Source organism: Mesorhizobium sp. CO1-1-11, assembly GCF_020164995.1.
In the GTDB taxonomy this organism is placed as follows: Bacteria; Pseudomonadota; Alphaproteobacteria; order Rhizobiales; family Rhizobiaceae; genus Mesorhizobium; species Mesorhizobium australicum.
Genome location: NZ_JAIUHE010000014.1, coordinates 49,585 through 71,000 on the forward strand (window position 1 = coordinate 49,585; position 21,416 = coordinate 71,000).

Annotated in this window: 21 protein-coding genes and 5 pseudogenes; 8 read left to right on the top strand and 18 right to left on the bottom strand. The window is 60.5% G+C overall.

The genetic code is table 11. The features are described 5' to 3' along the window. Together LB554_RS17895 and dinB are read left to right on the top strand one after the other, a co-directional pair. Complete coding sequence (locus LB554_RS17895) at window positions 1–507, top strand: SOS response-associated peptidase family protein (protein WP_224585962.1); 507 nt, start codon at window positions 1–3, stop codon at window positions 505–507. Between the two features lie 33 nt (window positions 508–540). After that, window positions 541–1,626: a DNA polymerase IV gene (gene dinB / locus LB554_RS17900; RefSeq protein ID WP_224585964.1), complete on the top strand. Its 1,086-nt coding sequence runs from the start codon at window positions 541–543 to the stop codon at window positions 1,624–1,626. A gap of 167 nt (window positions 1,627–1,793) precedes the next feature. Here dinB and LB554_RS17905 read toward each other — a convergent pair. The 6 genes and pseudogenes from LB554_RS17905 to LB554_RS17930 all read right to left on the bottom strand — a co-directional run bounded on the left by LB554_RS17905 (window position 1,794) and on the right by LB554_RS17930 (window position 5,087). Next, window positions 1,794–2,589: pseudogene (locus LB554_RS17905) on the bottom strand (ArdC family protein). A gap of 259 nt (window positions 2,590–2,848) precedes the next feature. After that, the gene (locus tag LB554_RS17910; protein WP_224585967.1) at window positions 2,849–3,160 is read right to left on the bottom strand and encodes a hypothetical protein; all 312 of its coding nucleotides are present in this window, start codon (window positions 3,158–3,160) and stop codon (window positions 2,849–2,851) included. Between the two features lie 262 nt (window positions 3,161–3,422). Next, window positions 3,423–3,533 (bottom strand): annotated as a pseudogene (locus tag LB554_RS17915) (proline racemase family protein); the annotation flags it as partial. Further along, window positions 3,526–3,696, bottom strand: a pseudogene (locus tag LB554_RS17920) (helix-turn-helix domain-containing protein); the annotation flags it as partial. The pseudogenes LB554_RS17915 and LB554_RS17920, both read right to left, overlap by 8 nt. 154 nt (window positions 3,697–3,850) lie before the next feature. Further along, on the bottom strand, window positions 3,851–4,333 hold the full coding sequence (locus LB554_RS17925; protein WP_224585968.1) for a hypothetical protein: 483 nt from the start codon (window positions 4,331–4,333) through the stop codon (window positions 3,851–3,853). A gap of 31 nt (window positions 4,334–4,364) precedes the next feature. Then, window positions 4,365–5,087, bottom strand: coding sequence for a thermonuclease family protein (locus LB554_RS17930; RefSeq protein WP_224585970.1), 723 nt, complete (start codon window positions 5,085–5,087; stop codon window positions 4,365–4,367). 248 nt (window positions 5,088–5,335) lie between these two features. On the opposite strand from LB554_RS17930, the gene LB554_RS17935 reads away from it, so the two are divergent. Continuing rightward, the gene (locus LB554_RS17935; RefSeq protein ID WP_224585972.1) at window positions 5,336–5,518 is read left to right on the top strand and encodes a hypothetical protein; all 183 of its coding nucleotides are present in this window, start codon (window positions 5,336–5,338) and stop codon (window positions 5,516–5,518) included. A 41-nt stretch (window positions 5,519–5,559) separates the two neighbouring features. On the opposite strand, the gene LB554_RS17940 is transcribed toward LB554_RS17935, so the two are convergent. Next, complete coding sequence (locus LB554_RS17940) at window positions 5,560–5,982, bottom strand: hypothetical protein (protein ID WP_224585973.1); 423 nt, start codon at window positions 5,980–5,982, stop codon at window positions 5,560–5,562. A gap of 538 nt (window positions 5,983–6,520) precedes the next feature. Here LB554_RS17940 and LB554_RS17945 point away from each other — a divergent pair. Further along, a pseudogene (locus LB554_RS17945) lies at window positions 6,521–6,721 on the top strand (SOS response-associated peptidase family protein); the annotation flags it as partial. Window positions 6,722–6,963: 242 nt separating this feature from the next. Here LB554_RS17945 and LB554_RS17950 read toward each other — a convergent pair. Then, a complete protein-coding gene (locus LB554_RS17950; protein ID WP_140620253.1) occupies window positions 6,964–7,170 on the bottom strand; it encodes a hypothetical protein in 207 nt (68 codons plus the stop codon). Window positions 7,171–7,226: 56 nt separating this feature from the next. Between LB554_RS17950 and LB554_RS29535 the strand changes: the two genes are divergently transcribed. Then, window positions 7,227–7,724, top strand: a complete 498-nt coding sequence (locus LB554_RS29535; protein WP_318013208.1) for a hypothetical protein — start codon at window positions 7,227–7,229, stop codon at window positions 7,722–7,724. A 369-nt stretch (window positions 7,725–8,093) separates the two neighbouring features. After that, window positions 8,094–8,315 (top strand): DUF768 domain-containing protein, encoded by a 222-nt coding sequence (locus LB554_RS17960; protein ID WP_140716696.1) that lies wholly within the window; start codon window positions 8,094–8,096, stop codon window positions 8,313–8,315. A gap of 316 nt (window positions 8,316–8,631) precedes the next feature. Here the strand turns inward: LB554_RS17960 and LB554_RS17965 are convergent, their stop codons facing one another. The 8 genes from LB554_RS17965 to LB554_RS18005 form a co-directional block, all read right to left on the bottom strand. Continuing rightward, entirely contained in the window at window positions 8,632–9,147 is a 516-nt protein-coding gene (locus tag LB554_RS17965; protein WP_224585976.1) for a response regulator, read from the bottom strand. A gap of 1,301 nt (window positions 9,148–10,448) precedes the next feature. Further along, window positions 10,449–11,036, bottom strand: coding sequence for a cytochrome b (locus LB554_RS17970; RefSeq protein ID WP_224585977.1), 588 nt, complete (start codon window positions 11,034–11,036; stop codon window positions 10,449–10,451). Further along, entirely contained in the window at window positions 11,033–11,524 is a 492-nt protein-coding gene (locus tag LB554_RS17975; RefSeq protein WP_224585979.1) for a DUF4142 domain-containing protein, read from the bottom strand. The genes LB554_RS17970 and LB554_RS17975 overlap by 4 nt, the downstream gene beginning before the upstream one ends. 536 nt (window positions 11,525–12,060) lie before the next feature. Further along, the gene (alc, locus tag LB554_RS17985; protein ID WP_224585981.1) at window positions 12,061–13,293 is read right to left on the bottom strand and encodes an allantoicase; all 1,233 of its coding nucleotides are present in this window, start codon (window positions 13,291–13,293) and stop codon (window positions 12,061–12,063) included. Beyond that, complete coding sequence (locus tag LB554_RS17990) at window positions 13,290–14,069, bottom strand: aspartate/glutamate racemase family protein (protein WP_224585983.1); 780 nt, start codon at window positions 14,067–14,069, stop codon at window positions 13,290–13,292. The genes alc and LB554_RS17990 overlap by 4 nt, the downstream gene beginning before the upstream one ends. Before the next feature lies 1 nt (window position 14,070). Continuing rightward, window positions 14,071–15,453 carry an allantoinase AllB gene (allB, locus tag LB554_RS17995; protein ID WP_224585985.1) on the bottom strand — a complete coding sequence of 461 codons (1,383 nt, stop codon included), beginning with the start codon at window positions 15,451–15,453 and terminating at the stop codon, window positions 14,071–14,073. Between the two features lie 91 nt (window positions 15,454–15,544). Beyond that, window positions 15,545–16,999, bottom strand: coding sequence for a hypothetical protein (locus LB554_RS18000; protein ID WP_224585986.1), 1,455 nt, complete (start codon window positions 16,997–16,999; stop codon window positions 15,545–15,547). A 156-nt stretch (window positions 17,000–17,155) separates the two neighbouring features. Next, window positions 17,156–18,112, bottom strand: a complete 957-nt coding sequence (locus tag LB554_RS18005) for a LysR family transcriptional regulator (RefSeq protein WP_224585988.1) — start codon at window positions 18,110–18,112, stop codon at window positions 17,156–17,158. 231 nt (window positions 18,113–18,343) lie between these two features. Here LB554_RS18005 and LB554_RS29630 point away from each other — a divergent pair. Further along, window positions 18,344–18,433 (top strand): annotated as a pseudogene (locus LB554_RS29630) (helix-turn-helix domain-containing protein); the annotation flags it as partial. A gap of 94 nt (window positions 18,434–18,527) precedes the next feature. On the opposite strand, the gene LB554_RS18015 reads toward LB554_RS29630, so the two are convergent. After that, window positions 18,528–19,319, bottom strand: coding sequence for a hypothetical protein (locus LB554_RS18015; protein WP_224585990.1), 792 nt, complete (start codon window positions 19,317–19,319; stop codon window positions 18,528–18,530). Then, window positions 19,316–20,188: a recombinase family protein gene (locus LB554_RS18020; RefSeq protein ID WP_224585992.1), complete on the bottom strand. Its 873-nt coding sequence runs from the start codon at window positions 20,186–20,188 to the stop codon at window positions 19,316–19,318. The genes LB554_RS18015 and LB554_RS18020 overlap by 4 nt, the downstream gene beginning before the upstream one ends. A gap of 696 nt (window positions 20,189–20,884) precedes the next feature. Between LB554_RS18020 and LB554_RS18025 the strand changes: the two genes are divergently transcribed. Then, window positions 20,885–21,343, top strand: a complete 459-nt coding sequence (locus tag LB554_RS18025) for a MucR family transcriptional regulator (RefSeq protein WP_224585994.1) — start codon at window positions 20,885–20,887, stop codon at window positions 21,341–21,343. Window positions 21,344–21,416 lie beyond the last annotated feature (73 nt).

Consider the following 21,416-nt stretch of genomic DNA (forward strand, 5'->3'; position numbering starts at 1 on the left):
ATGAGCGCAACAGTTTTCGGTACCGACAGCCCGCTCGACGAGCCCCGCGTCATTATAAGACGCCACGGCGGCGATGTTGAGATGTTCAAGCTGCCGTGGGGGCTTCAACCAAAGGAACCAGGCGGGCGCCCTTTCACTGTGGTGCGTGCGGAGGATCGAACATTCCCAAGCCGTCGCTGCCTCGTGCCGGCGTCCGAATTCCGCCACCGCAGCCAGGGGAAGAACTACAGCTTTCGCCTCGCCAATGGTGACTGGTTCTATTTCGCCGGCATCTGGCGGCCGGCGACGCGCGATTGGCCGGAGGCCCACGTAATCCTCACGATCCAGGCCAATGACGACATCGCGCCCTACCATGATCGCCAGATGGCGGTGCTGCGCCGCGACCAGCGTTCGGCGTGGCTGGACATGACGCGTCCCGAGCACGAAGTGGTTGTTCCCCTTCCCAAGAACAGTTTTCGGATTTCCCGCCTCCACCAGGGGCGCGCGCAGGCTGAATTCGCGATCTGAGATCCGGCAGAACGAAGCACATATCCTGGCGAAATGGCCCCTGACCGACGCGCCGACCAGCGTAAGATCATTCATGTCGACATGGATGCGTTCTACGCGTCGGTCGAACAGCGCGACAATCCGGACCTGCGCGGCAGGCCGCTTGCCGTTGGCGGGGCCGCCGCGCGCGGCGTGGTGGCTGCCGCAAGCTACGAGGCTCGCGCCTTCGGCGTTCGCTCCGCGATGCCGTCCGTCACGGCAAAGCGCAAATGCCCCAAGCTGGTTTTCGTGCCGCCCCGCTTCGATGTCTACCGGTCGGTCTCGTCCCAGATCCGCGAGGTGTTCGCCGAACACACCGATCTCATCGAACCGCTCTCGCTCGACGAGGCCTATCTCGACGTGACGCAGAACAGGCTCAACATTTCGTCTGCCACGACGATCGCCGAGATGATCAGGGCGAAGATCCTTCTGGTGACCGGTCTCACCGCTTCCGCCGGCAGCTCATACAACAAGTTCCTCGCCAAGATGGCGTCCGACCAGAACAAGCCGAACGGCCAGTTCGTCATCACGCCCCGCCAGGGGCCGGCCTTCGTGGAGACGTTGCCGGTCAAGAAATTTCATGGTGTCGGTCCCGCGACCGCCGCCAAGATGGAGGCGCTGGGCATCAAGACCGGCGCCGATCTCAAAGACCGCCCGCTTGCCTTCCTGCAGCAGCATTTCGGCAAGTCAGGGCTTTGGTACTATCAGATCGCGCGCGCCATTGACGAACGCGCGGTCGAGCCGGATCGGCCGCGCAAATCGATCGGCGCCGAAGATACGTTCGCAGCCGACGTCTTGGAGCTCGCTGCAGCAATCGCCGAGCTCAAGCCGCTGACAGCCAAGGTGTGGGGGCACTGCGAAAGCAAGGGCATCCGCGGCCGGACGATCACGCTGAAGGTCAAATTTGCCGATTTCCAGCAGATCACGCGCAGTCGCACCGTGTCGGTGCCAATCGAGCTCTCTGAGCTCGAACGTATCGCAGCCGATCTCCTGAGGTCGGTGTTCCCGGTACAGAAGGGAATCCGGCTGTTGGGCGTAACACTTTCGTCCCTAGGCGATGTGTTGCCGCCGGAACAGCGGCAACTTCGGTTCGAACTTTAGGATGGCCTCGAAAAGGAAATCGGCCCTCCGGCTCTGCGATCAGCCCGCGTGTGGATCGATTTCGCGCTCATGTAGTAAGCGTCTCCGGCATGCTTCGGCGGCATGGGCCGAGCGAAACAGATGGGAAGGCACATGGCCTCCCCTTCCGAAGGCTAATGGGTGAAACATCAGGCGCCCTCGCGCTCTTCCGCGGCCTCCGGCTGAAGGCCATGCAGGAAAGCCACGGCACGCTGCGCATGGGCAGCAGCCGAGAAGATCGCGCGCTTGTCGTCGCCGAGGACTTTCAACCATGAGCCGAGGTAGCTCGCATGGTCCGGCCTGGGCTCGAGTTCGGGCGCGATACCAAGATCGGCGCAGAGGAAGCAGCTTCCGAGCTCGGCAATCAGTTCCTCGCGCGCTCGCTCGCTGCGATCTTTGGCGTAGCGGCTAAGGTCGCGGTTCACGCGATGCGGCGCCGACGTCCAATGGGTGACCTCGTGACTGATTGTGGCAACGTACGAAGCGGCGTCCCGGAACGTCTGGAACGGCGGCATCTGAATGTGATCCGTCACCGGGGCGAAGTAGGCGCGATCCCCGCCGTGCCGGATTGCCGCCCCAGTATTGGCAAAGAACTGGTCGGCATGCTCGATCCGGGCGATCGGATCGCGCACCGGCTCTGCCTGCCATAGACCCGGTCTCGCCCTTGCGAACCCCGCCGCCAAGTTCGAGCGCCTGCTTGAATGTCATCCACATCGGGCTGGAAAAGCCGCGTGCGACGGCTTCCGACCAAAGCAGCAGCACATTCATGCCGTTATAGGGCAGACCATTGTGCCTGAGTGGCCGGGTGACCGCATTGCTGGATTGCCACGGCTGCATCCAAGGACGGATACCCTTCTCCAGCTCGGCTACGATGCGGTCGGTGATGCGCGCATAAACGTCTGTTCCGCCGTGCGGCGTCCGATTGTTGCTATCTCCTCCACGCAGGCTTTAACGATGGCTACCTTTCCCGGCTCTAATCCAATACTGGCGTAGTCGAACGGTTCGGGACGCTTCTCCAACGACGAGTTGTTCTTTTTACCTCTTTGGCGGGTTTGGCACGACGATTATCAGCTGGCTGTACGATCGGCTTCGCGGCCTGGTGCTTCTGTTTGCCTTCCATTTTCATAGCTCCTTTTCTCTATATAGAAGGAGGAGAGCCCTAGTGAATTTCAGCAGCGGCGTCAAAAACCGAGAGTTGATCTAACTATTTGATAACCAAAGGATTCCTCAATCTTTTTTGGCTAAATTCCTTCAATATTTTCTGGCCTAAATTAAAGTGCTTGCAAATCAACGTTCCGACAGGATTCGTTCCGCCGCGCCGCAAGATTTCAGAAAATGCGATAGATGGTTTTTTGCTCAAGCTGACTGCGTCAGCATGACGCAATTTGGCGCCCTCTGAACGGTCATCCAATGGCGGCTGGAGCTTCAGCCGCTTCATTGCGCCGTTTGACGCGGTTTGATTAGCTGCATCATCCGCCTTGATCGGAGCAGCATCACGTGCCGATACAAGGATCATATCCGCGGGGCGCCGACCGACAGCAGGTCATGACGCTGGATTGGCGGGATCGATGAAGATCATCGTGCTGCCGATATCCTGTCCGGTTAACGCTACGCATGCGCAACGAAGCCCAGGAATGGGGGCACTCCAACCCAAGCATACGGCACCCTTGCGGCCGTAAGCGGACTAGCAGCTTCGGAATTGGAGCTTTAGAAAGCTGCCTTTCAGGCCGCTACGGGGTCGAGGTGTCATGCTAGCTACGTGCGGCTGATCGGTACCCTTATCGGATCTGGAATCCATGCGCCAATGGGTCGCGGTCGTCGACGAATATCGTGTTGTGACCGATGACCCGCGACCAGCAACGGACACTCGGCATTATGCCTTCGAATGGTCAGCCCCTCCAAGCCGCTATCATTGTAGCGCGTGAGGATCTTGTAGCCGGTCTTGCCCGAGAAATCGAACTCACGGCAAAGCACGGCCATCTTCTCGCCGTCCAGCAGCCGCGCGACGAACTTCAGCCGCTCGTCCATGACGTTACACTCCTTCCAAGGCACCTTGCTCTCCTTGCAAAGGGCCGAAAGTGTAACCCATCTATCCGGAATGAACTGTCACCCATCTCTCGGGAAGGGCACAGTCGCTTAGCGGGAAGAAGCCGCCTTTTCTACGAGGCTCCCACATAATTGTCCCACACTAAGGATGATCGCGCATCTAATTTGCAAGCAAGGCGAGCATCCAAGCGGCGACACCTGGCAGGCTTGCAAGACTGGCATCGAGCGCCTTTGTCGCCAAGGATCCGAGCGCGTCGCTAGGAAGCTCCCTCAGCTTTGACACGACCTTCTCCTTTACGGTTTCGTCCTCGCCGGATGACAGGACCCTGGAAACGAGAAGTTCTCGCAAGGCATCTCCATGCAGCCGGACGGTCACGACGCCCAGTATTGCTCCGAGACCGCCATCGTCAGTGATGAAATCAAGGCCTTTTGCGGTAATCGACGCTTGAACAGGCGTTCTACCCTGATTGCCATTATGCCACGTGATCGCGACCAGGCCGTGCTCCTCTAGATAGGCGAGGTTAACCTTTAAATCGTTGCCGGTCTCGGCAAAGGCTCGCGCGACTGCAGTGCGTTGGGGGTAGTCGCCGGCGAGCACTCCCAGAATGTTTCTCTGCAATCCTCGATCCAGCAACTCGCCCACGCCGCACCTCACTCCTCACACCTAGTTGCGCCTAGCAAAGCGTCTCGCACGCGAAGCCATCCCCGTCCCGATCCAGCTTCCGGCCCCACGAGCAGTTGTGAAGATACCATTGGGCTTCTTCACACGAGCCGATTTGCGTGCAGTACCGTCGCGGTTCACACGAAAGCCCGCTTTGAGCGACCAGCTTGCGGCTGATTATGCCGAGCGGCTGGCTCGACGGCGCGGCGCCGTCGGCATGCGCTGCGCGCCATTCCCATGGCGCCTGGAAGCTCCCGACCCACACGCCGACCTTTGCTGCTTCCGCTTTCGCCTGCTGCTGTGCGTACGCCCCGTGGCTGTAGCGGGGCCAATCTAGTGCCTGGCCGTGCTCGACCATCCAGGCGGCGGCGCTGACGCCGTCGGCGCGCCGGCAGTCGCCGACGAAGCGCTTATAGCGGTCCCAATTCACAAACGTGCATTGCACTGGCCTCGAGGCCGCCAGGAACGTGTCGAGCGCTTCGGCCGACCGCCGGCCGCACGGGTATTCGAAGCCCTTGGCGTCGTCGCAGTACTGCTTGCTCTCCGGCGCATCGATGCCGTTGAAGCGGATCCGCTGCCCGTGGATCTCGATTGTGTCGCCGTCAATCACGGAGGCGACGCCCGCGATCGGCGCCGGCTTCGGCCCGACCAAGTTCGACAGGTTCAGATCCGGCAGGCCATCGGTGCGTTGCATGACGAACTGCGCGACCAAGGCTGCAGCCGCGGCGATGGTCACGAAGACCAACCTCAGCGGGAGAGTGCGTTGGCGCCGTCTGTGCGGGCGCCCAGCACGAAAGGTCATTGCTGATCCCCTTCGTGTCCGGTTCGACCGCCAGGTTTCGCCTCAGCCGCTCTCCCGCCGCATGGCCGACCAAGACTGTCGAATTGGGTGCTCCGGTCGCACGGGTGATTGCCGGAGTCTCCCCCGTCCCCGCCCTCTTGGCGATTTGGCCGAGATGCCGGTGCTAGCGGAATGCCGCGATATTGCTGCACAACACCAGCGATACGCTGTCCGTCACTCTCAATGTGGGTGTTGTTACTGTTAGGATTGAACGGGTCGACCGTCTGCATAAGCTGGTTCTGCTGGTTGGCATCTCCAGCCGCCAGCGTCAGCGTATCGTAGTTGTTGAGATAGTCGGCGGCGCAGCCGCTGACCACCAGGGCTAGGCCAAGGCATGCCGGGATTTGCAGGCGCACCGGCGGCGGCCTCATACCGATGACGGGTTGATGCCCGCGGCCCTGAGCTTCGCGCCGAGATCTGCGCGGGTCGCACAGGCAGCCTTGTCGCCTGTGACGCATTTGTTGTTGGCATCCTTCCAGTCCAGAAGTCCCGTGTTGATCCAGCTACCAGGGGCGCGGGCTATCCCGTAGGCTGTCGGAGGCGAGACACTAGCGACGGCTGCGGCTGCTGCAACTCCCTGACCATGAGGCGCGCGCTTCCACCCATTGATGATCAGACAGTTCTTCATGAATTGATCTTCGGCGGCCAAGTTGCCGAGAGCGTTGCCAATTCCGGCACCCGCCACAAAGCCCGGCGATCCGACCGCAATATAGCCTTGATCGGCCGAGCCCTTTTGAAGTTCGCATTGAGCATGGGCGACGTCGAAACTTGGCCCGTAGCCGATCTGCATATAGTCAGCTTGATTACTCGTCTGACAGCCGCATAGCACGCAATGGCACCAAGTGCCATCATTGAATTTATTTTCATCCCCTCGCCCTCCCAAGGCTAAGTGGCAGCATCTATCAAAGTTGATTGTCGTGCAAGCGGCGACAACTACTGTCGTTAATTCAGGCAGAGTGGAGCTTCTAGGCCCTGCATTAAAAAATGCCCGGTATAAAGGGCTATTCTCTGCGGGTGAGGGCGGCCCGGCTGCCGGGGGTGTGCTTGGCTTGGGGGGCCGGCAAACTGGGCCATGCCGGTGATCCTCGCGGCAGAAGGATCATGGCTCAGGGATCGAGCGAGAAGGCGTGTTCCGTCCTCATGCTGGCCCGGCATCCAACAAGGAGAGTTGTTGGAGGACGCCGAGCCTAACCAGCAATACTAGTGGAGGGTGGGCCGCTAGGCTCGCCGGCTGCCGGACTATGAGCCTTTCCGGCCCCTAGCGAAGCATTCAAACGAACGACGCGCTCGCCGCCGATATGCTACAATTCCCCGCAATGAGACGGGGTCGCATGCCGGTGATCCTGGCGCCGGCCGACTATATGCGCTGGCTGGGGCCGGAGCCGGACCCTCGCGACCTGATGAAGCCCTTTCCGTCCGATCTGATGAAGATGTGGCCGATCGACAGCAAGGTCGGATCGCCGCGCAACAACACGCCCGACATCATTGATGAGATCGGTCGCGGGCCTACTGATCTGTTTGACGTCTAGGTTCCGGGCTTTGGAGGCCGCTGCCACGACACATAGGGCATCTGATCGTAGACCCTTTGCACCCGGCTCGGTGCACTCCCGTCGGGCAACACGTGCCGTTTGAGTTCAGCCACTTCGCGCATTGAAAAACCTTGCCGGCACCGAGACATTGCCGACACCCAAACTTCCTAAATCCTGCCAAGTACCACCTGCCCCCCTACCTGAGACGGCAAGAACGTCAGGGGCATAAATAGTTTCACCGGCTAATCCACGTCCGAGATTTTGCCGTTCGTGAGGTGCGTCTCGATCTTGCTGAGCGCCTTCCGAATGACGTCGACCGCCTGCAAATTGACTGCGAAGTCGAAATTACCTTCCGCCGTCTCGAAAATCAGGACGCCGATCTTCGTTTCGTCGTCCCGCAGCATGCCTATGCCAATTCCTGTGGGCATATACGGTGGTCTATCTGCCATGGTTTCCTCCTTCAGAGATAGCGCTCCCCATCATCTCGGTGCTCGAAATAGAACCAATGCGGATCCTGGCGAGGCCGAGCAAAGCCGAACGCTCCGTGCTTCGCACACCCTGTGTGCTCGCACACGTGCCCGAGCACTCTGGCGCGCTCGCGCGGCGCCGGCGTTATGCCGTCGGGAAGCCTGATTGGTTCGTCGCTCATCTGCGGAAAGATTCCATAAGACCGCTTGACGGGCAAGGAATTTGTTCCTTTTCTGTTCTCATGGCGCACGATCCGATCGACACGCTGGGGAAGGCGACGCGGCACAATATGCTTGTGAAAGCGGAATGCAGTTGCGGCAACATCCGCTACTGCAGATCGGCCGATTTGATGATGGTCTATGGCGGCGGCGTTGATCCTTTGAAGCTGAAATTCGACTGCAACCGATGCAAGCCATCGATCAAGATCACGCTCCTCGAGGTCCATCCCGAACACCTTCCCAAGAGGCTGATGATCCACAAGCCGATGAAGGTGGACGGCAAGATAACGTGGTATACTGAGAGGTTTCGCGGATGAGCGAATGAACGCTATGCGATTGCCCGCTACAGCGTGGCCTAGGCGCTTCAGCCATCGACGATGAAAGACATTCCTGGGATCGGCAGGGTGTTAATAATATGCAGCACCCCGACTGCTTCTCAATCGGCCTCGCGCGGAACGGCTTCCATCGGCCACCCGCTAGCGTCAAAATGACACCGAACGATGCGAGACGGCGAAGATGGACAAGCGGCGAGATACGAGGACCATCGAGATGTGCTGTCTTCTAGCCGCCGTGCCAGTGTCACTGCTCCTCACGGTGGTATTCGCGGGAATGGTCCTTGGCTGACCTGATACGCCTTCGACCGTCAATTAGCGGAACCTAACGTTCACTGTGAGATTTATCGCTGCATGAGTACGCGCGGCACGAACTTCCTTGACCAGTGGATCCGGTCCAACGTTCCGACGACAGTCGGTGCGGACGTCATCTCAGTCGCCGAGCTGACACAAAAGCTTTTCGCCGATGCCAAAACGCTCGGCATCAGCAGCACTGAGATTGAGGAAGACACTGGCAGCGTCTATGAGACGGTCCTTGATGCGATCGTCCACCACAATGCCGGGTTGGCCGACTGACTGGCCCGCTCACATCGGCAGGTCAGTTGGAATTCGGATTGGATCGGCGACATCGAAGCCGACCGCTCGCGGTTCGCATCAGCAGCAGGCGACAGCCGCTTAGTGTCGGCTATCCCACCTTGGATGCATGTCAGCCCTTCGCTCACGGGCTGTCCCGGAAACAGTCTGAGGAACTCTGGACGTAAGCCGTCACCTCGTGTCGCCGCAATCTTATGGAACTCCCAGAGTCCAAACATTGGCGAATCCTCCCTTAAAATCTGTGCGGGAGTCTGACGTCGGCGTTACTACCCGCCACCCGTTCCTTGCCTTGCTCATGTCACACCGGGGCCTTGAGTAACGTCGTCAGCGCTATGACCACCTGAGCCATGAAAAAGGGTTTGTGGATCATGATGCTATTCGACACTCCCCCACGTGAAGCAGCGGGGTCGGCGGTGACGTAGACTACTGCAATCTTGGGATTTCCCAGCCGAGCGTATCGGGCAACTTCCCAGCCCCGCTGTTTTCCTGGCCCGAGATGAATATCCGTGACGAGAGCGCTGATTTGCGATGGTTGGCCGTCGAAAAACATCATTGCCATTTCGGCATTGCTGGCGAGGAACACCTCGAAGCCGGCTGAGGCGAGTGCGAATTCAAGGTCAAGCAATATGACCGGCTCGTCTTCGGCAACCAGGACTTTGCAGCCATGCATCGTGGACCGTCCGTTGAGCGTTGGCGCGCGAATCTTTCCATCAATGAACGGATGGGTATGTTCCAGCCACCGATGGCAAATGATCGCGAAGGTGATGCCTGCACCGCGATGGCAGCTTGGCCGATTGACGATAGGGCTTGCCAACCATGTCGAGAAAAGGAATATAATCCTCCCTGTTGCGGCGCCCCTTCTATCAAACGGAGATCGCCAATGGCTAGGTCCAACCATCCAAGCAGCTTTCCCAGGCTGAAATCGATCGCTTTCTCATGGCGGCGGAAGCGCTGCACAAAAGCATCGTGCAGCCGTTTATATCACCGCACTGCGAGCATTACCCCTACGCGAACCCTGCATGAGGCTGTTGAAGTCTGTGCGGGAAGTGACGGGGAAGGAAGTCGAGTTCATTCAGTGGAATGCCACCGGGGCGGTGCGGCCGGCGCCTTCGTCAAGCATTTGATGGGGGCGGCCCGGTTGCCGGGGGTGTGCTTAGGCTTGGGGGCCGGCAACCGAGCCATGCCGGAGATCCTCCCGGCAGAAGGGATCATGGCCTAATATTAGCGTTAGCGCAAATATGAGCCAATCAACCCGCTGATGGCGCAAGCTGCGCGCAGGTGCCGGAACTGCTCGCATCAAGCCGAAGTGAAGGCGACCGCGCTGATCCGCCGATACGGCAAGGACGCGCTATTCAGGAGGTCTATACCCGCGATTTGCTCGCGGTGTGGCCGAGCATAACGGCGGCCAAGACAAAGAGATAGCCCTCGTGCAGGCTTAGAACCAACCAATTCGGTGGGTCATTCATTTCGGACGGTCGCATGCGCATTCGGTCAATCCCGGAGATAACAGCGCCACCGAGTTCCGTACTCAGAGAGCCACTCGTAGGGAGAACCATCGTCGGCTTAGCGTAACCGAGACTCCCTAGGAAGCCCGAGGTGTCTGCTTTCGGGCAACTGCAAAACTCAATTCCTTGACCGAGATGAGGCGCATTGCCGACAGGCAGCCTTGGGCCAACTTTTCGGTCCGCAGGCACACAATGGTACGGCGGACGCACCGGAAGTGGCGGGATACTTCCGCCATGCCTTTGAGCAGATGTTCAGTGTTATGCGACCCGGCTCAAGCGATCGACACACCCCGCGCGAACCTGTTGCTCGTTACAGGCTCACCCAGCGCATCGAGCCGCGGGATCACGCCGAGGCCAAGGGGGTCGGGGCGGTAACTCAGCCATGCTGAACGCCGAATCGCCCTTAGAAACGCAAAAAACCGCCCCGGTTAGACCGGGACGGTTATTGATTATGATAATTGGTTGCGGGGACCGGATTCTGTCCTGCGGCGTCGGCTTCGGCTTCTTATCAAAAGCAGCGCGGCCGCGCGCGACTATAGCACCAGCGGCTTGACCGTCGGCCCGGTGCACGATACCTCCGAAACGGTCTCCGGTGACCTGCGGACGGAAACTACCTGCCCTTAGTCGTCTGCTGACGACGAACTCCCATTCTGCCGAGAACCTTATCCCGCAAAACGTAATGGTGAACGAGCGCCGCGATGGCGTGCCCTGCCGCCAAGATCACAATCGCCCATCCGACATAGTTGTGTAGCTCTTCGAAGGTGTGGGCGAGGTCTCGGTTCTGCGCCATCAGGGCAGGAATCGTGAATAGCCCGAAGAACGTGAACTCCTCTCCCTGGGCCCATCGCAACACGAAGCCCAGCACGCTCTCTGCGGCAAGGAACACGTACAGGACGATGTACATGAGCCGGGAGAGCGTTCCCGAAAGCCCGACCTCCGGCGCCAATTGGCGGCCGCCTGTCAGCCGCCAGATGATCCGGGCAAGAATTAGGACGGCGAACAGGATTCCCAGTGAGACATGTGTGCCCTCCAAGAGAGGGCGCCAGGTTCGGTCATGCGGCGTGACGTAGTTCCATACCAGCGAAGTGCCGAACAATAGGACGACGAAAACCACCGTCAGCCAATGAAACCAGAGTGTAGGCCGGTCGTAGTATTCCAGCTCGATCGTTCGACTTTCGACGCCGGACTCGCTCGTCATGGTTTGGCCAGTGACCGCGCCATTTTCAGGTGCTTCTCAAGTGTCGGCAAGGTCTTCTTGGCGAGCTTAGCGACGTTGCTGCTGCCGGTCTTCGCCTCATCCTGGAACTCGGCGATATCCTTCTTGTGGTCGGACACCATGTAGCTGGCAAACTCCTGATCGAAAGCCGTCCCCGAAAGTCCGTTCAGCTTCGTCATCTCGGCAGTTGCTTCGTCGGTGAGATCGTTGGTGTCAGCAACACCCAGTTTCTTGCCGACAGCCAGTGCCTGCTTCTTGGCCTTGCCATGGTCTTTTACGAGCGTTTGGCCGAACGCCTTGACGCCTTTGCCGTCGCCTTTTTGCGTGGCAAGGGTGCCAAGAGCGACTTCGGAATTGTCGCCTTTGATGGCGTCGGTCAGAAAATCTGAATCGCTTTTGGCGAGTGCCTGGCTGCTGGCGGTGATGCTGGCTGCGAATGCTACGGCAGTGAAGATGCGATGTGTGGACATTGACAGAGCCTTTCGGAGAGCTAGGAGCCGACCCGAACGGATGCTCGCGATCCTTGTTCCATCAACCGCCAAAAAAACCGCCCCAAGGGTCGTGACGGTCAGGAGTGAGGAGCGACGTCAGAGGGGACACATCCCCGTCTGCCATTGGCCGTTGTTGGTGACGGTGGCGGCACCGGCCACCGCGCCCAAACACAAAAAGCCCCGCACGAAGCGGGCCTCAGATTGATTACAAACCCCTTGGTTTTTGGCAGCAGTCGAAATCGAGGGGTTTTGATTCCGATTTGTTCGCGGTCTGATTCTGTGACGTTCCGTGAATCTGGGGCCGTTTTGGCTAGCCGGAGGTTTGTCAGCAGTCTGAGACCCGCACGAAGCGGGCGTTCTGGCGATGCGCAATACAGAAGGTACGAAACTTCTAGGAACCCTAGTCGGAATACCGAACCGACCGCAACTACCCGCGCTTTGCGAATTGCCCGAAACGAAACTGCATTGCTGCGAACATCAGTCGCCGCAGCACTTTACAGCCACCGACGAACCCGTCAGCTCTCATTGAATCGTCCCTCTAGCATCGTCCACAGGCCGACTAGATCCGCGCTGTGGAAGGAAACCCCGATCTCCTCAGTGAGTGGTCGTGCAGCGATCAACTGTTGCGCGACGTCGCCAGAGACACCCTGCTCCGCAAGCACCTGCCTAGCCTGCCCTGTCGGCAGCGTGTTGAACCAGCGATAACCAGATGTGAGACGCGCGGCAGGGTCGACCTTGCCCCACAGTCTCACCCGCGAGATGCCGCCATCGGGGTAGGCGTCGAGCCGGATATAGGAAACTCGCTCCCTCGTTTGCGCCACGCGAAAAACATGGCGCGTGTCCGGCTGCAGAGGCCGGCGGGAAAGCAGCGGCTGCCAGCCATCATCGCCGGGCAGCGCCTCTCCCGCACCGGAGAGCGCCACCTCGGCGGAGGCGTTGTATTTGAAATGCGCTGTGTCGATCTCGACCAGCCTGACATGGCCCGGCAGCGCCAAACGTATGACGGCATGGTCGTTGCCGCCGTCGCGCCGGCGGCGCGTTTCCCAACCGTCGCCCATGTTGCGTGCCTTGTCGGGGCGGTTAAGCATCGCGGCCGAGGTGTAGAAACCGTCGCTGCTCGTCACCACCTGGCCGCCATGGTCCTGGTTGGCAAGGTCGACGGTAAGCCCGTCGAAGACACGCGGGTCCGGCACCACATGGCCGTAGACGCGCAGCCTGGCAATGCCACCGTCCGGAAAGGTCGAGAGACGCACATGTGTGAAGCGGCGCCGGTCGGAGACGTCGAACCGGTTGTGCGCGTCGCCCTTGAGCGGCGAGCGCGGCACGATCTCGACCCATTCGGTCTCGGCCGACTGAAGAGCCTTCGGACTGGGATAGCCTTCGGCACCGCAGGCCTCGATTCGACACGTGGTCGGGAAATTGCCGGTGAAGAAAGACGTATCGACGTCAATGCCGGTGATGATGCCGGCAGCACCCAGCCGCACCAGCGCCCAATCGTGGCCGGGCTCGCGGCGCCGCTTCGTCTCCCAGCCGTCGACGATCTCGCCGCGCGGTCCGTAATTGCCCGGCACGAAAGCCGAGGGCGTCGGCGTGAGCAGACTCTCCTTCTCGCCGAAGGATTCGTCGCTCGCGGCGAGCACACTGCCGCCCAGCCAGCGCGAGGCAAGATCGACTTCGGCTGCAAAATCTTCCTGCAGCTCGGGCATGGCGTAAGCGTCATGCGCCGGGCCCTTCTCGATCATGTTCATCGCCGGCCTCCCGCGCGCAGCGCCGGCCCCGCCTGGCGCGGCCTCAAGCCCAGTGCCTCCGACAGCGGCCAACCGTCGATGCGCTTCGCGTCCGGCTTTGCGTAGGTCGAGACCTTGCTGGTCTTGAGCCCTAGGCCGATGACCGCCTCGGCCAGCCGCACCGCGGCGGCCACGCCGTCGATGACGGGGACGCCAAGCTCGGATGTGATCGTTTCTTCCAAACCGGCCATGCCGGCGCAGCCGAGGCAGATCACCTCGGCATGGTCCTGCTCGACCGCCTTGCGCGCCTCCTCGACGATCGCACGCATGGCGCTGGCGGAATCCTGATCCACCTCAAGCGTGGTCATGCCGTTGGCGCGCACCGAGGCGCAGCGGTCGGCAAGGCCGGAAAGCCGCAGCCGGTCCTCGATCGGCGGCACCGAACGCTGCAAGGTGGTGACGACCGAATAGCTGCGGCCGATCATCATCGCCATATGCGCGGAAGCCTCGCAGATCTCGATGACCGGCTGCTCGATCAGTTCCTGCAGCCCATCGCGGCCATGCTCGCCGAAGCCTGCCATGACCACGGCATCGAACGCTTCATCATAAGCAAGCACGCGGTCCATGACGGCGACGGCGGAGATGTAGCTCTCGAAGTTGCAGTCCACCGCTTCAGGCCCGAAGAAGGGCGTCAGCGTGACGATGTCGGTGCCGGGGGATGCGGCGGTCTTGGCGGCCGCGTCGATGACATCGGACATCGACTGGCTGGTGTTGACGTTGACGACAAGGATCTTCATCTCAGGCACTCCTTCTCAATTCCTGCAGCCGGCTTATTTCTCCGGCCTGCGCTTTTCTGGCGATCAGTTCGCCTATCGGGCGGCCGAAGAGGTCGATGCGCTGGCCGCGGAGGAAGGTTTCCTGCACCACGCCGCTTAGCGTCCTGCCGGCATAGGGGGTGATCGGATGGCGGTGATAGAGGCTGGCCGCATCGACGACGAATTCGGCATCGGGTGAAAACAGTGTGAAATCGGCATCGCAGCCGGTCGCGATACTGCCCTTGTGCGCCAGGCCGGCGAGCGCGGCGGGACGCTCGGCCATCCGGCGAACGACGTCGGCAAGCGAATGGCCGCGTCGGCGCGCCTCGCTCCAGGTCACGGGCAGGCCGAGCTGCAGCGAGGAGATGCCGCCCCAGGCCGCGCCGAAATCGCCGGAGACCAGCTCCTTCATCTGAGGCGTGCACGGCGAATGATCCGAGACGATCATGCTGATCGTATCCTGCCCAATGCCACCCCAGAGCCTTTCCCGGTTGACGGCTTCGCGCACCGGCGGGCCGACCTTGGCGGCGGTCTCGCCGTCACCGATCCCCTCGGCGCAAAGCGCAAGGTAGTGCGGGCAGGTCTCTACGCTCACCCGCACGCCGTCGGCGATCGCCGAAGCGATCATCGGCAGCGCGTCGGCGCTGGAAAGATGAAGGATATGCGCGCGGGCGCCGCTGGCACGGGCCGCCTCAATCACCTCGGCGATCGCCAGGTTCTCGATGCCTTTGGGGCGCGAGGCGAGGTAGTCGGCATAATGGCGGGTATGGACTTCCGGCATTGCGGCCATCGCGCCGGCGCTCTCAGCATGGACGATGAAGACCGAGCCGAGGCCTGCGACGACATCCATCACCGAGCGCATCTGCCCGGGCGTGATGCCCGGAAAATCGTCGGTGCCGGTATCGCAGAGGAAAGACTTGAAGCCGAGCACACCGGCCTCATGCAGCCTCGGCAGGTCGTCGAGGTTCGACGGGATGGCGCCGCCCCAGAAGCCGACATCGACATAGCACTGACCGTCGGCTGCCTCGCGCTTGGCGGCAAATGCCTCGAGCGTGACTGTGGTTGGCACGCTGTCCAGCGGCATGTCGACCAGCGTTGTAATGCCACCGGCCGCCGCAGCGCGGGTCGCGGTCAGGAACCCTTCCCATTCGGTGTTGCCGGGCTCGCAGATGTGGACGTGACTGTCGACGAGGCCAGGCAACAGCACGGTGTCGGCATCGAGCGTCATGGTTTCCCGGGCGTTGGCGGGGGCATCGAGCGCGGCGACACGGACGATCTTGCCGCCGACGACGCCGACTGACACGGCGCGCTCGCCTTCCGGCAGGATGGCGCGCGGAGCGCGGATGAGGAGATCGAGGGATATCATGGCAATTCCTCCCCGTGCGGCCTGCCGCAACGGACACTGGAGCTTGGATTCCTGTCCGGAGGCTGGCTGCAGCCTCCGGACAGATTGTGCTTCAGATGCGGGCGAAGCCGAGCAGTGCCTTCACGTCGGCCCGCTTGTGGACCAGCGTCACGCCGATCAGGTAGACGACCGCGCCGGTCAGCCAGGCCTGGAGAGCCGGGAAACCGATATAGTCGCTGTTGATCGCAGGGATGAGGCCTGCGGTGTAGACGCCGACCAGCGTGCCAGCGGCAAGCGCGATGACCCCCGGCCAGTTAGCGATGCCGAGCTCGCTCCAATTGGCAACGCGATACATCGGCCGCTTGATGCCGAACAGCCAGGGCAGCAGGAACAGGTCGATCGCCATGATCGTGCTAGCGACCGGCACGGTGCTGGAGCCGATGCTGGTAGTCAGGTTGAACGTATCCTGGAGGTTGGGCAGGTAGAAAGTCAGCACGGCGGCGATTAGGCCGAGGGCGACGACCGTGTACTGGCGCTTCCAGCCGCGAATGCCGGACAGCACGTTCTGCGCGCCGTTGACGGCGATGTAAAGGTTGCCGTCCTGCACCGCCCACTGGTTGATGACGATGACGCCGATACCAAGCAGCGCGCTCCCAAACATGGTGAAGTTGACGAAGTAGCTGATGCTCGGGCCGAAATCGGGCTGGTTGGAGAGCGCGGCGATCATGTAGCCCATCACCGGGAAGAGCAGCGCGCCGACCAGATAGGAGATAACAATGGTCGGGATGTTCCACCATGCGGCGCGTCCGGCCTTGGCATAGCGGAAGAAGTCTGGCTCATTGCCCCAGGTCGACAGGCCGACCATGCTGCCGATGACCATGAGCATCCCAGTTTTCGTGTCGACGTGCGGCACCGCCGCCAGCACGCTGCTGGACACGGTGGTGAAAGCCAGGATGGTGGCGAAGATGCCCCAGACCAGGATCACCGGCACGGCGACGAACTGGGCGAAGCGCTGCACGCCCTCGAAGCCAAAATAGGTGTTGACGATCATCACTATTGCTAGCAGCGCGGTGATGGCGCCGACCGCCGGCACGGTCATCAGCCCACCGGCGATGTCGATGATGAACTTGACCGTGAACAGGTAGAAGGCCATGCCGTTGACGACGAGAAGCAGCGAAACGAGGCCGCTGCCGATGGTGCCGAAGATGCTGCGCGCCATTACAGAATGGGTCTGGCCGGTGGTGGCGCCGGCATTGGCCGAGCCAATGCAGTAGAGGCTCATGACGACTGCCGCGATCAGCATCGCCACAGTCAGTTCGGAGAGCGTCAGTCCCTGGAAGCGGGCGCCGTAGCCGACCAGCACGGTGCCGAACACCGCCTGCATTGAGAGGAACTGCGCCAGCATGCGGAAGTTGGAGCGCCGCTTCGCCTGCGGCACGACGGATTCGGTATAGTCGGCAATGTCCGCCTCGGTGACGGACAGGATGGTCTCGACGCCGTCGGCGATCGCCGGCTGCGCGTCGTTCGGCAATGGCCGCCTGGGCGAAGTTGGTGTTTGCAAGGTCATCTCAGTGTCCCCTTTGCGAGGTGTTCCCCTGGTCGACATGCCGGCCCAAGCCTGCCTCACGGCAGCATCAACGAGACCGATGCAACGTCGCCATGCTTGACCATGAAACGCCCGCTCTTTGCCTTCAACGCCCAAAGATCGAACACGGTGCATTAATTAGATCAATGCATTCGCCCGCAGGGTTTTCTCGACAATTTCGGCGATGAAAAGGTCGCGCGCAATGTGCGCCGGGCTTTGCGGATCGGTGACCACGAACATGTTGTTGTGCGGTACGTCAGCGCCCTCCAGCAGAGGCCATAGCCGTCCTGCATCGACGTCCGGCTGCGCATAGCCCTCCGGCAGGAAGCAGAGGCCGACGCCGAGCACTGCAAGCCGCTTGGCCTCCTCGAGATGGTCGGACATGCCGGCGATGTTGCGGCCAAGGCCATGCTCCAGCCGGAATTGGGTGAGCTCGTCACCCTCGTCGGCGCCCGTGAGCACGAAGGCTTCCTGCGCAAGGTCGGCCGGGTTGGGAACGCTCTTGCCGAAGAGCCGGTGCGGGCGTCCGCAATAGGGCCGATGCACCTCGGTGAAAAGATGGAGGTATGCGAGCTCGGCGCGCTTGACCCGCGACGGCGAGATGCCGACGTCGATCCTATGCTGCATGAGTGAGTTGACCACCTCGGTCCAGGCGGCAACCTCGACGATCAGCTCGACGGCAGGATATTTGGCATGGAAGGCGCCGATCGCCTCGTCGAGCGCCGGCGCGACAAGATTGGAGACAAGCATGACCCTCAGATGCCCGCGGATTTCGGCCTTGGCGTCCGAAAGCCTCGCCGGGATTGCGCGGATGGAGTCAGCGAAGCCCCGGCAGCGCTCGGCGAGAATGCGGCCCTCTTCCGTCAGCTCGAAGCCGGTCGGCCCGCGATAACAGAGGGTGACGCCCAGCCGCTCCTCCAGGCGCCGCAAGGCAAGGCTCAGTGCCGGCTGCTTGCGGTTAAGCTCCTGAGCGGCCTTTGTAACGCTACGTGCGCTGGCGATCTCGTGAAAGAATTTGAGCAGATTCCAGTCGAGGTTTCTGGCGAACTGCAGGTCTCGGCGGGATTTATCCGCGCGGTCTGGCTTTGGCTTCACTGTTCATTCGAATCCGTGGATGACAAACGGGCTGAGCAGATCAATGGCGGGTGTTAGGCACCGCAAGCGAGGACTCCGAGCTTTGCGAAATACCAAATATCGACTCGCCACCTGCTTATAGCAGCTGGATAGCCAGCGCGAAGCCAGTGCGCCAAGTTATGAAGGCCGACCGAGGTCGGCACTAAATGGAACCAGTGGCTTGATTTCACCAACCTCTGATTTTCATCAACTCATCTCGCTAAGCTTGTGAACTGCTCAAGGATGCAGGTCTATCGAATTCTGGCTGAACACGGCGCGCCAACAACTGCCATCTCACAATGAGGCTCCGAGATGCCCGGTCTTGCGGTGGTTGGGCGGACAGATCGCGGTGGGAACCTGCCTCGTGGCCGTAGCGGCCGCGCTCGCTGTCAGCCCGTTAGTCGCTTTCCCCCGTTTGATCGTTTGCGGCCCGAGTCCAAAGGCGCTTCTTCGCCGCCCTTACGATAGAACTCTGATCGGACAAATAGCCAACTCGGGCGTAGGCCGCCTTCAGGCCACCAAGCCGCCGTCGGAAGAATTTGCTGGTCGGTATAGTAGGGTCTGAATCGATGACATCTACCGACAAGTGCCCATGCTGATCCATCAACCTTCGCAGGTGATCCAGAAGCTGGTCGTCTGTGATGCGGCTGCCGTCTTCATTGCAGCGGACAGTCGAGCGCCTCACTCCCTTCGCATGTCGCTCGTGCTGGCTTTGCAATGAAGCCTCACGGCGGGCGGTCGTATTAGCTTCGCCAAACCCCGCCAGATGAAACGCGTTGGTCAGACCGCCAAACCTACGAATAAAATACCTAGCAGTGGGCGATTGGAGATCTTTGTTGATGATCGCCGCCGTTAGGTACCCATGCTCGGCGTGGATGCGGCGCAGTTCATTGAGGAGATCCTCGTTGGTGTAGGGGTTGCCCTCCGCGTTTAGTTTCCATCGGCTCGGCATTTCATAGCCGACCGACAGATAAGCAGCGTAAAGGCTCCCGTAACGTTTCCGCAATGTCTGGGGCAAAGGCAAATAAGGACAGTCGTGCACGAGCGAATGTGTCAGACGCCCATGCTGCTCATATAGCCGGGTAAGGCGTTCGTGGAGGTCTTGATCACTCAAGTGCAACCTCGTGATCTCTTTCAACCTGCGCCCCGCCGCTCGGAACAGCTTCACGGGAATGACGGGTTCCATCATCTGGGAGCGGGACCACGTTTCAGGTAGAGTCCGGAAGGTTGGCCCAAATTGTTAATACGCCGTCCAAAGACGTAGCGGCCGATGTAGATTTCGTTTGTCAGGAGATGACGGATGGCGGCTACAGTCCAATCGCCGCCGTGGAAAAATGTGCGCCCCTCTGATGCCAACGCTTTCGCAATCTCGCCGAGGCGCATTTTCTCATCGACGAACATTTCGAAAATTCGACGTACGAGGTCCGTTTCCTCTTTCGGCCCGCGAGTGAGAACGACCCGATCAGTGACAACCGCTTTGCGTTCGCCGGTTTGCAGGATCATGCGCCGGACACCGCCCTCGTCGATCAACTGCCTCCTGGTTCCGTAGGGAGGTTCGCCGCCTTGTTTGAAGCCAAGCCGCGCCTGTTGGCGCTGAGCGCGCGACACCTTCCTTGATAATTCGCGGCTGTATTCCGCTGCCATGACGCGTTTAATCTGCTTCACGATTGAGGATGTCGCGCTGCCGTCGTTCTCGAAGGCTTCCGCACAGTAGGCGACCGAAACGCCTGCCTCTCGGCACAAGAACTCGTAATGGGCTGACTGATCCACGTCCTGAAATCGCCCCCACCGGCTGATATCCAAAACAAGAATAACCTCATAAGGGGCCTTGCCACCCATCACGTCGCTGAGCAGTTGCTTGAGGGCCGCTCGTCCGCGCAGTGACAGGCCGCTCCTTCCAGCGTCCTTGTAGGTTTGGACCACCTGATAGCCACGCGATTTAGCGTAAGCCGCGATCCCTGCGCTCTGATTGTCAAGCGAATAGCGTTGGTGCTCGGTTGACATACGCATGTATTGAGCCGCCGGAATCAGGCCGGTGCGTACGACTGGCAGTTTCAAAGTTCTTCCTCGGGAGTCAGAGCTCACAATCTGCCAGAGCTGGTATCCGAAGCATGGCGGCAGTCAAGGCTAGGCTTCCGTCCAGACTAAGGTCTGAAGGTCGAGTGGTACAGGCCAAACCTGCGATCAGCGGCGTTCTCTTCATTCGAGTGCTGCGTTCTCGAGTAGGGCGACCATGCGATCGTCTTAATGATGCGAAGGTCAACATGCTGTGCTCAAGGTAATAGCCCGGTACCTAGCGACGTCCGCCGTCGGTGTGCGAACGAGACCGTTGGAATTGGCTGAGATGGACGCGCATAGCCGAGGTTCGGCAGAACTATCGGGGTTCGTCCTGGCGTTCACGATCAGGGAACGCACGCGCGCCAGCAAGTCGACGCTTCCTCAAGCTTTTATCAATGTCAATCTAAGTCACAATCTGTCCCATAAGCACTCGCATTCGGGCTGAGGCGCGACGCAAAAATCCGAAAAGCTTCCAGAAAGCCAGCCAAACCGGATGCTGGGCAGAGACCGTCGCTCCACGAGCCTCTTATGTCCTACGGTCGCGACTACTTCCGAAGAAACATCAAAGGGTTGTCGGAAGTCCGCACGAATTCTGCGTCGGCTCCACTGCAGTTCGACAGACCAGGCTTAGAAGGACGGTTGCGTCGTTGATCATCAACCAATAGAGAGGGGACAAATCAGAAAAAAGGACCACCAATGACCAACGAATCCGACAGCCGCCCTGCCGAACTAGCTGAGTTAACAGCCGACATTGTCTCCGCATATGTCAGCAACAATCCATTGCCGGTGTCTGGCTTGCCGGACTTGATAGCATCGGTTCATGCTTCGCTGTCCGGACTTGGCACGCCGATCCCGCCTGTCGTTGAACCGCAAACTCCCGCGGTCAACCCGAAGAGGTCGGTGACGCCCGACTTCATTATCTGCCTCGAAGACGGCAAGAAGTTCAAATCCTTGAAGCGACATCTTAGCACGGACTTCGGCCTGACACCGGACGCCTATCGCGCCAAATGGAACTTGCCGCATGACTACCCTATGACAGCTCCGAATTACGCCGCTCAGCGCTCGCAACTGGCGAAGTCCAACGGGCTTGGCCGCAAGGCTGAACCCGGGGCACCAGCCAAGAAGGCACCTGCGAAGCGGAAAGCCAAAGCGTAGTCCGTAACCACCTGAGGCAACGGAAAGACTCAGCTATGTCTGGAGAGCGGCGGACCTGAAAAGGACCGTCTGG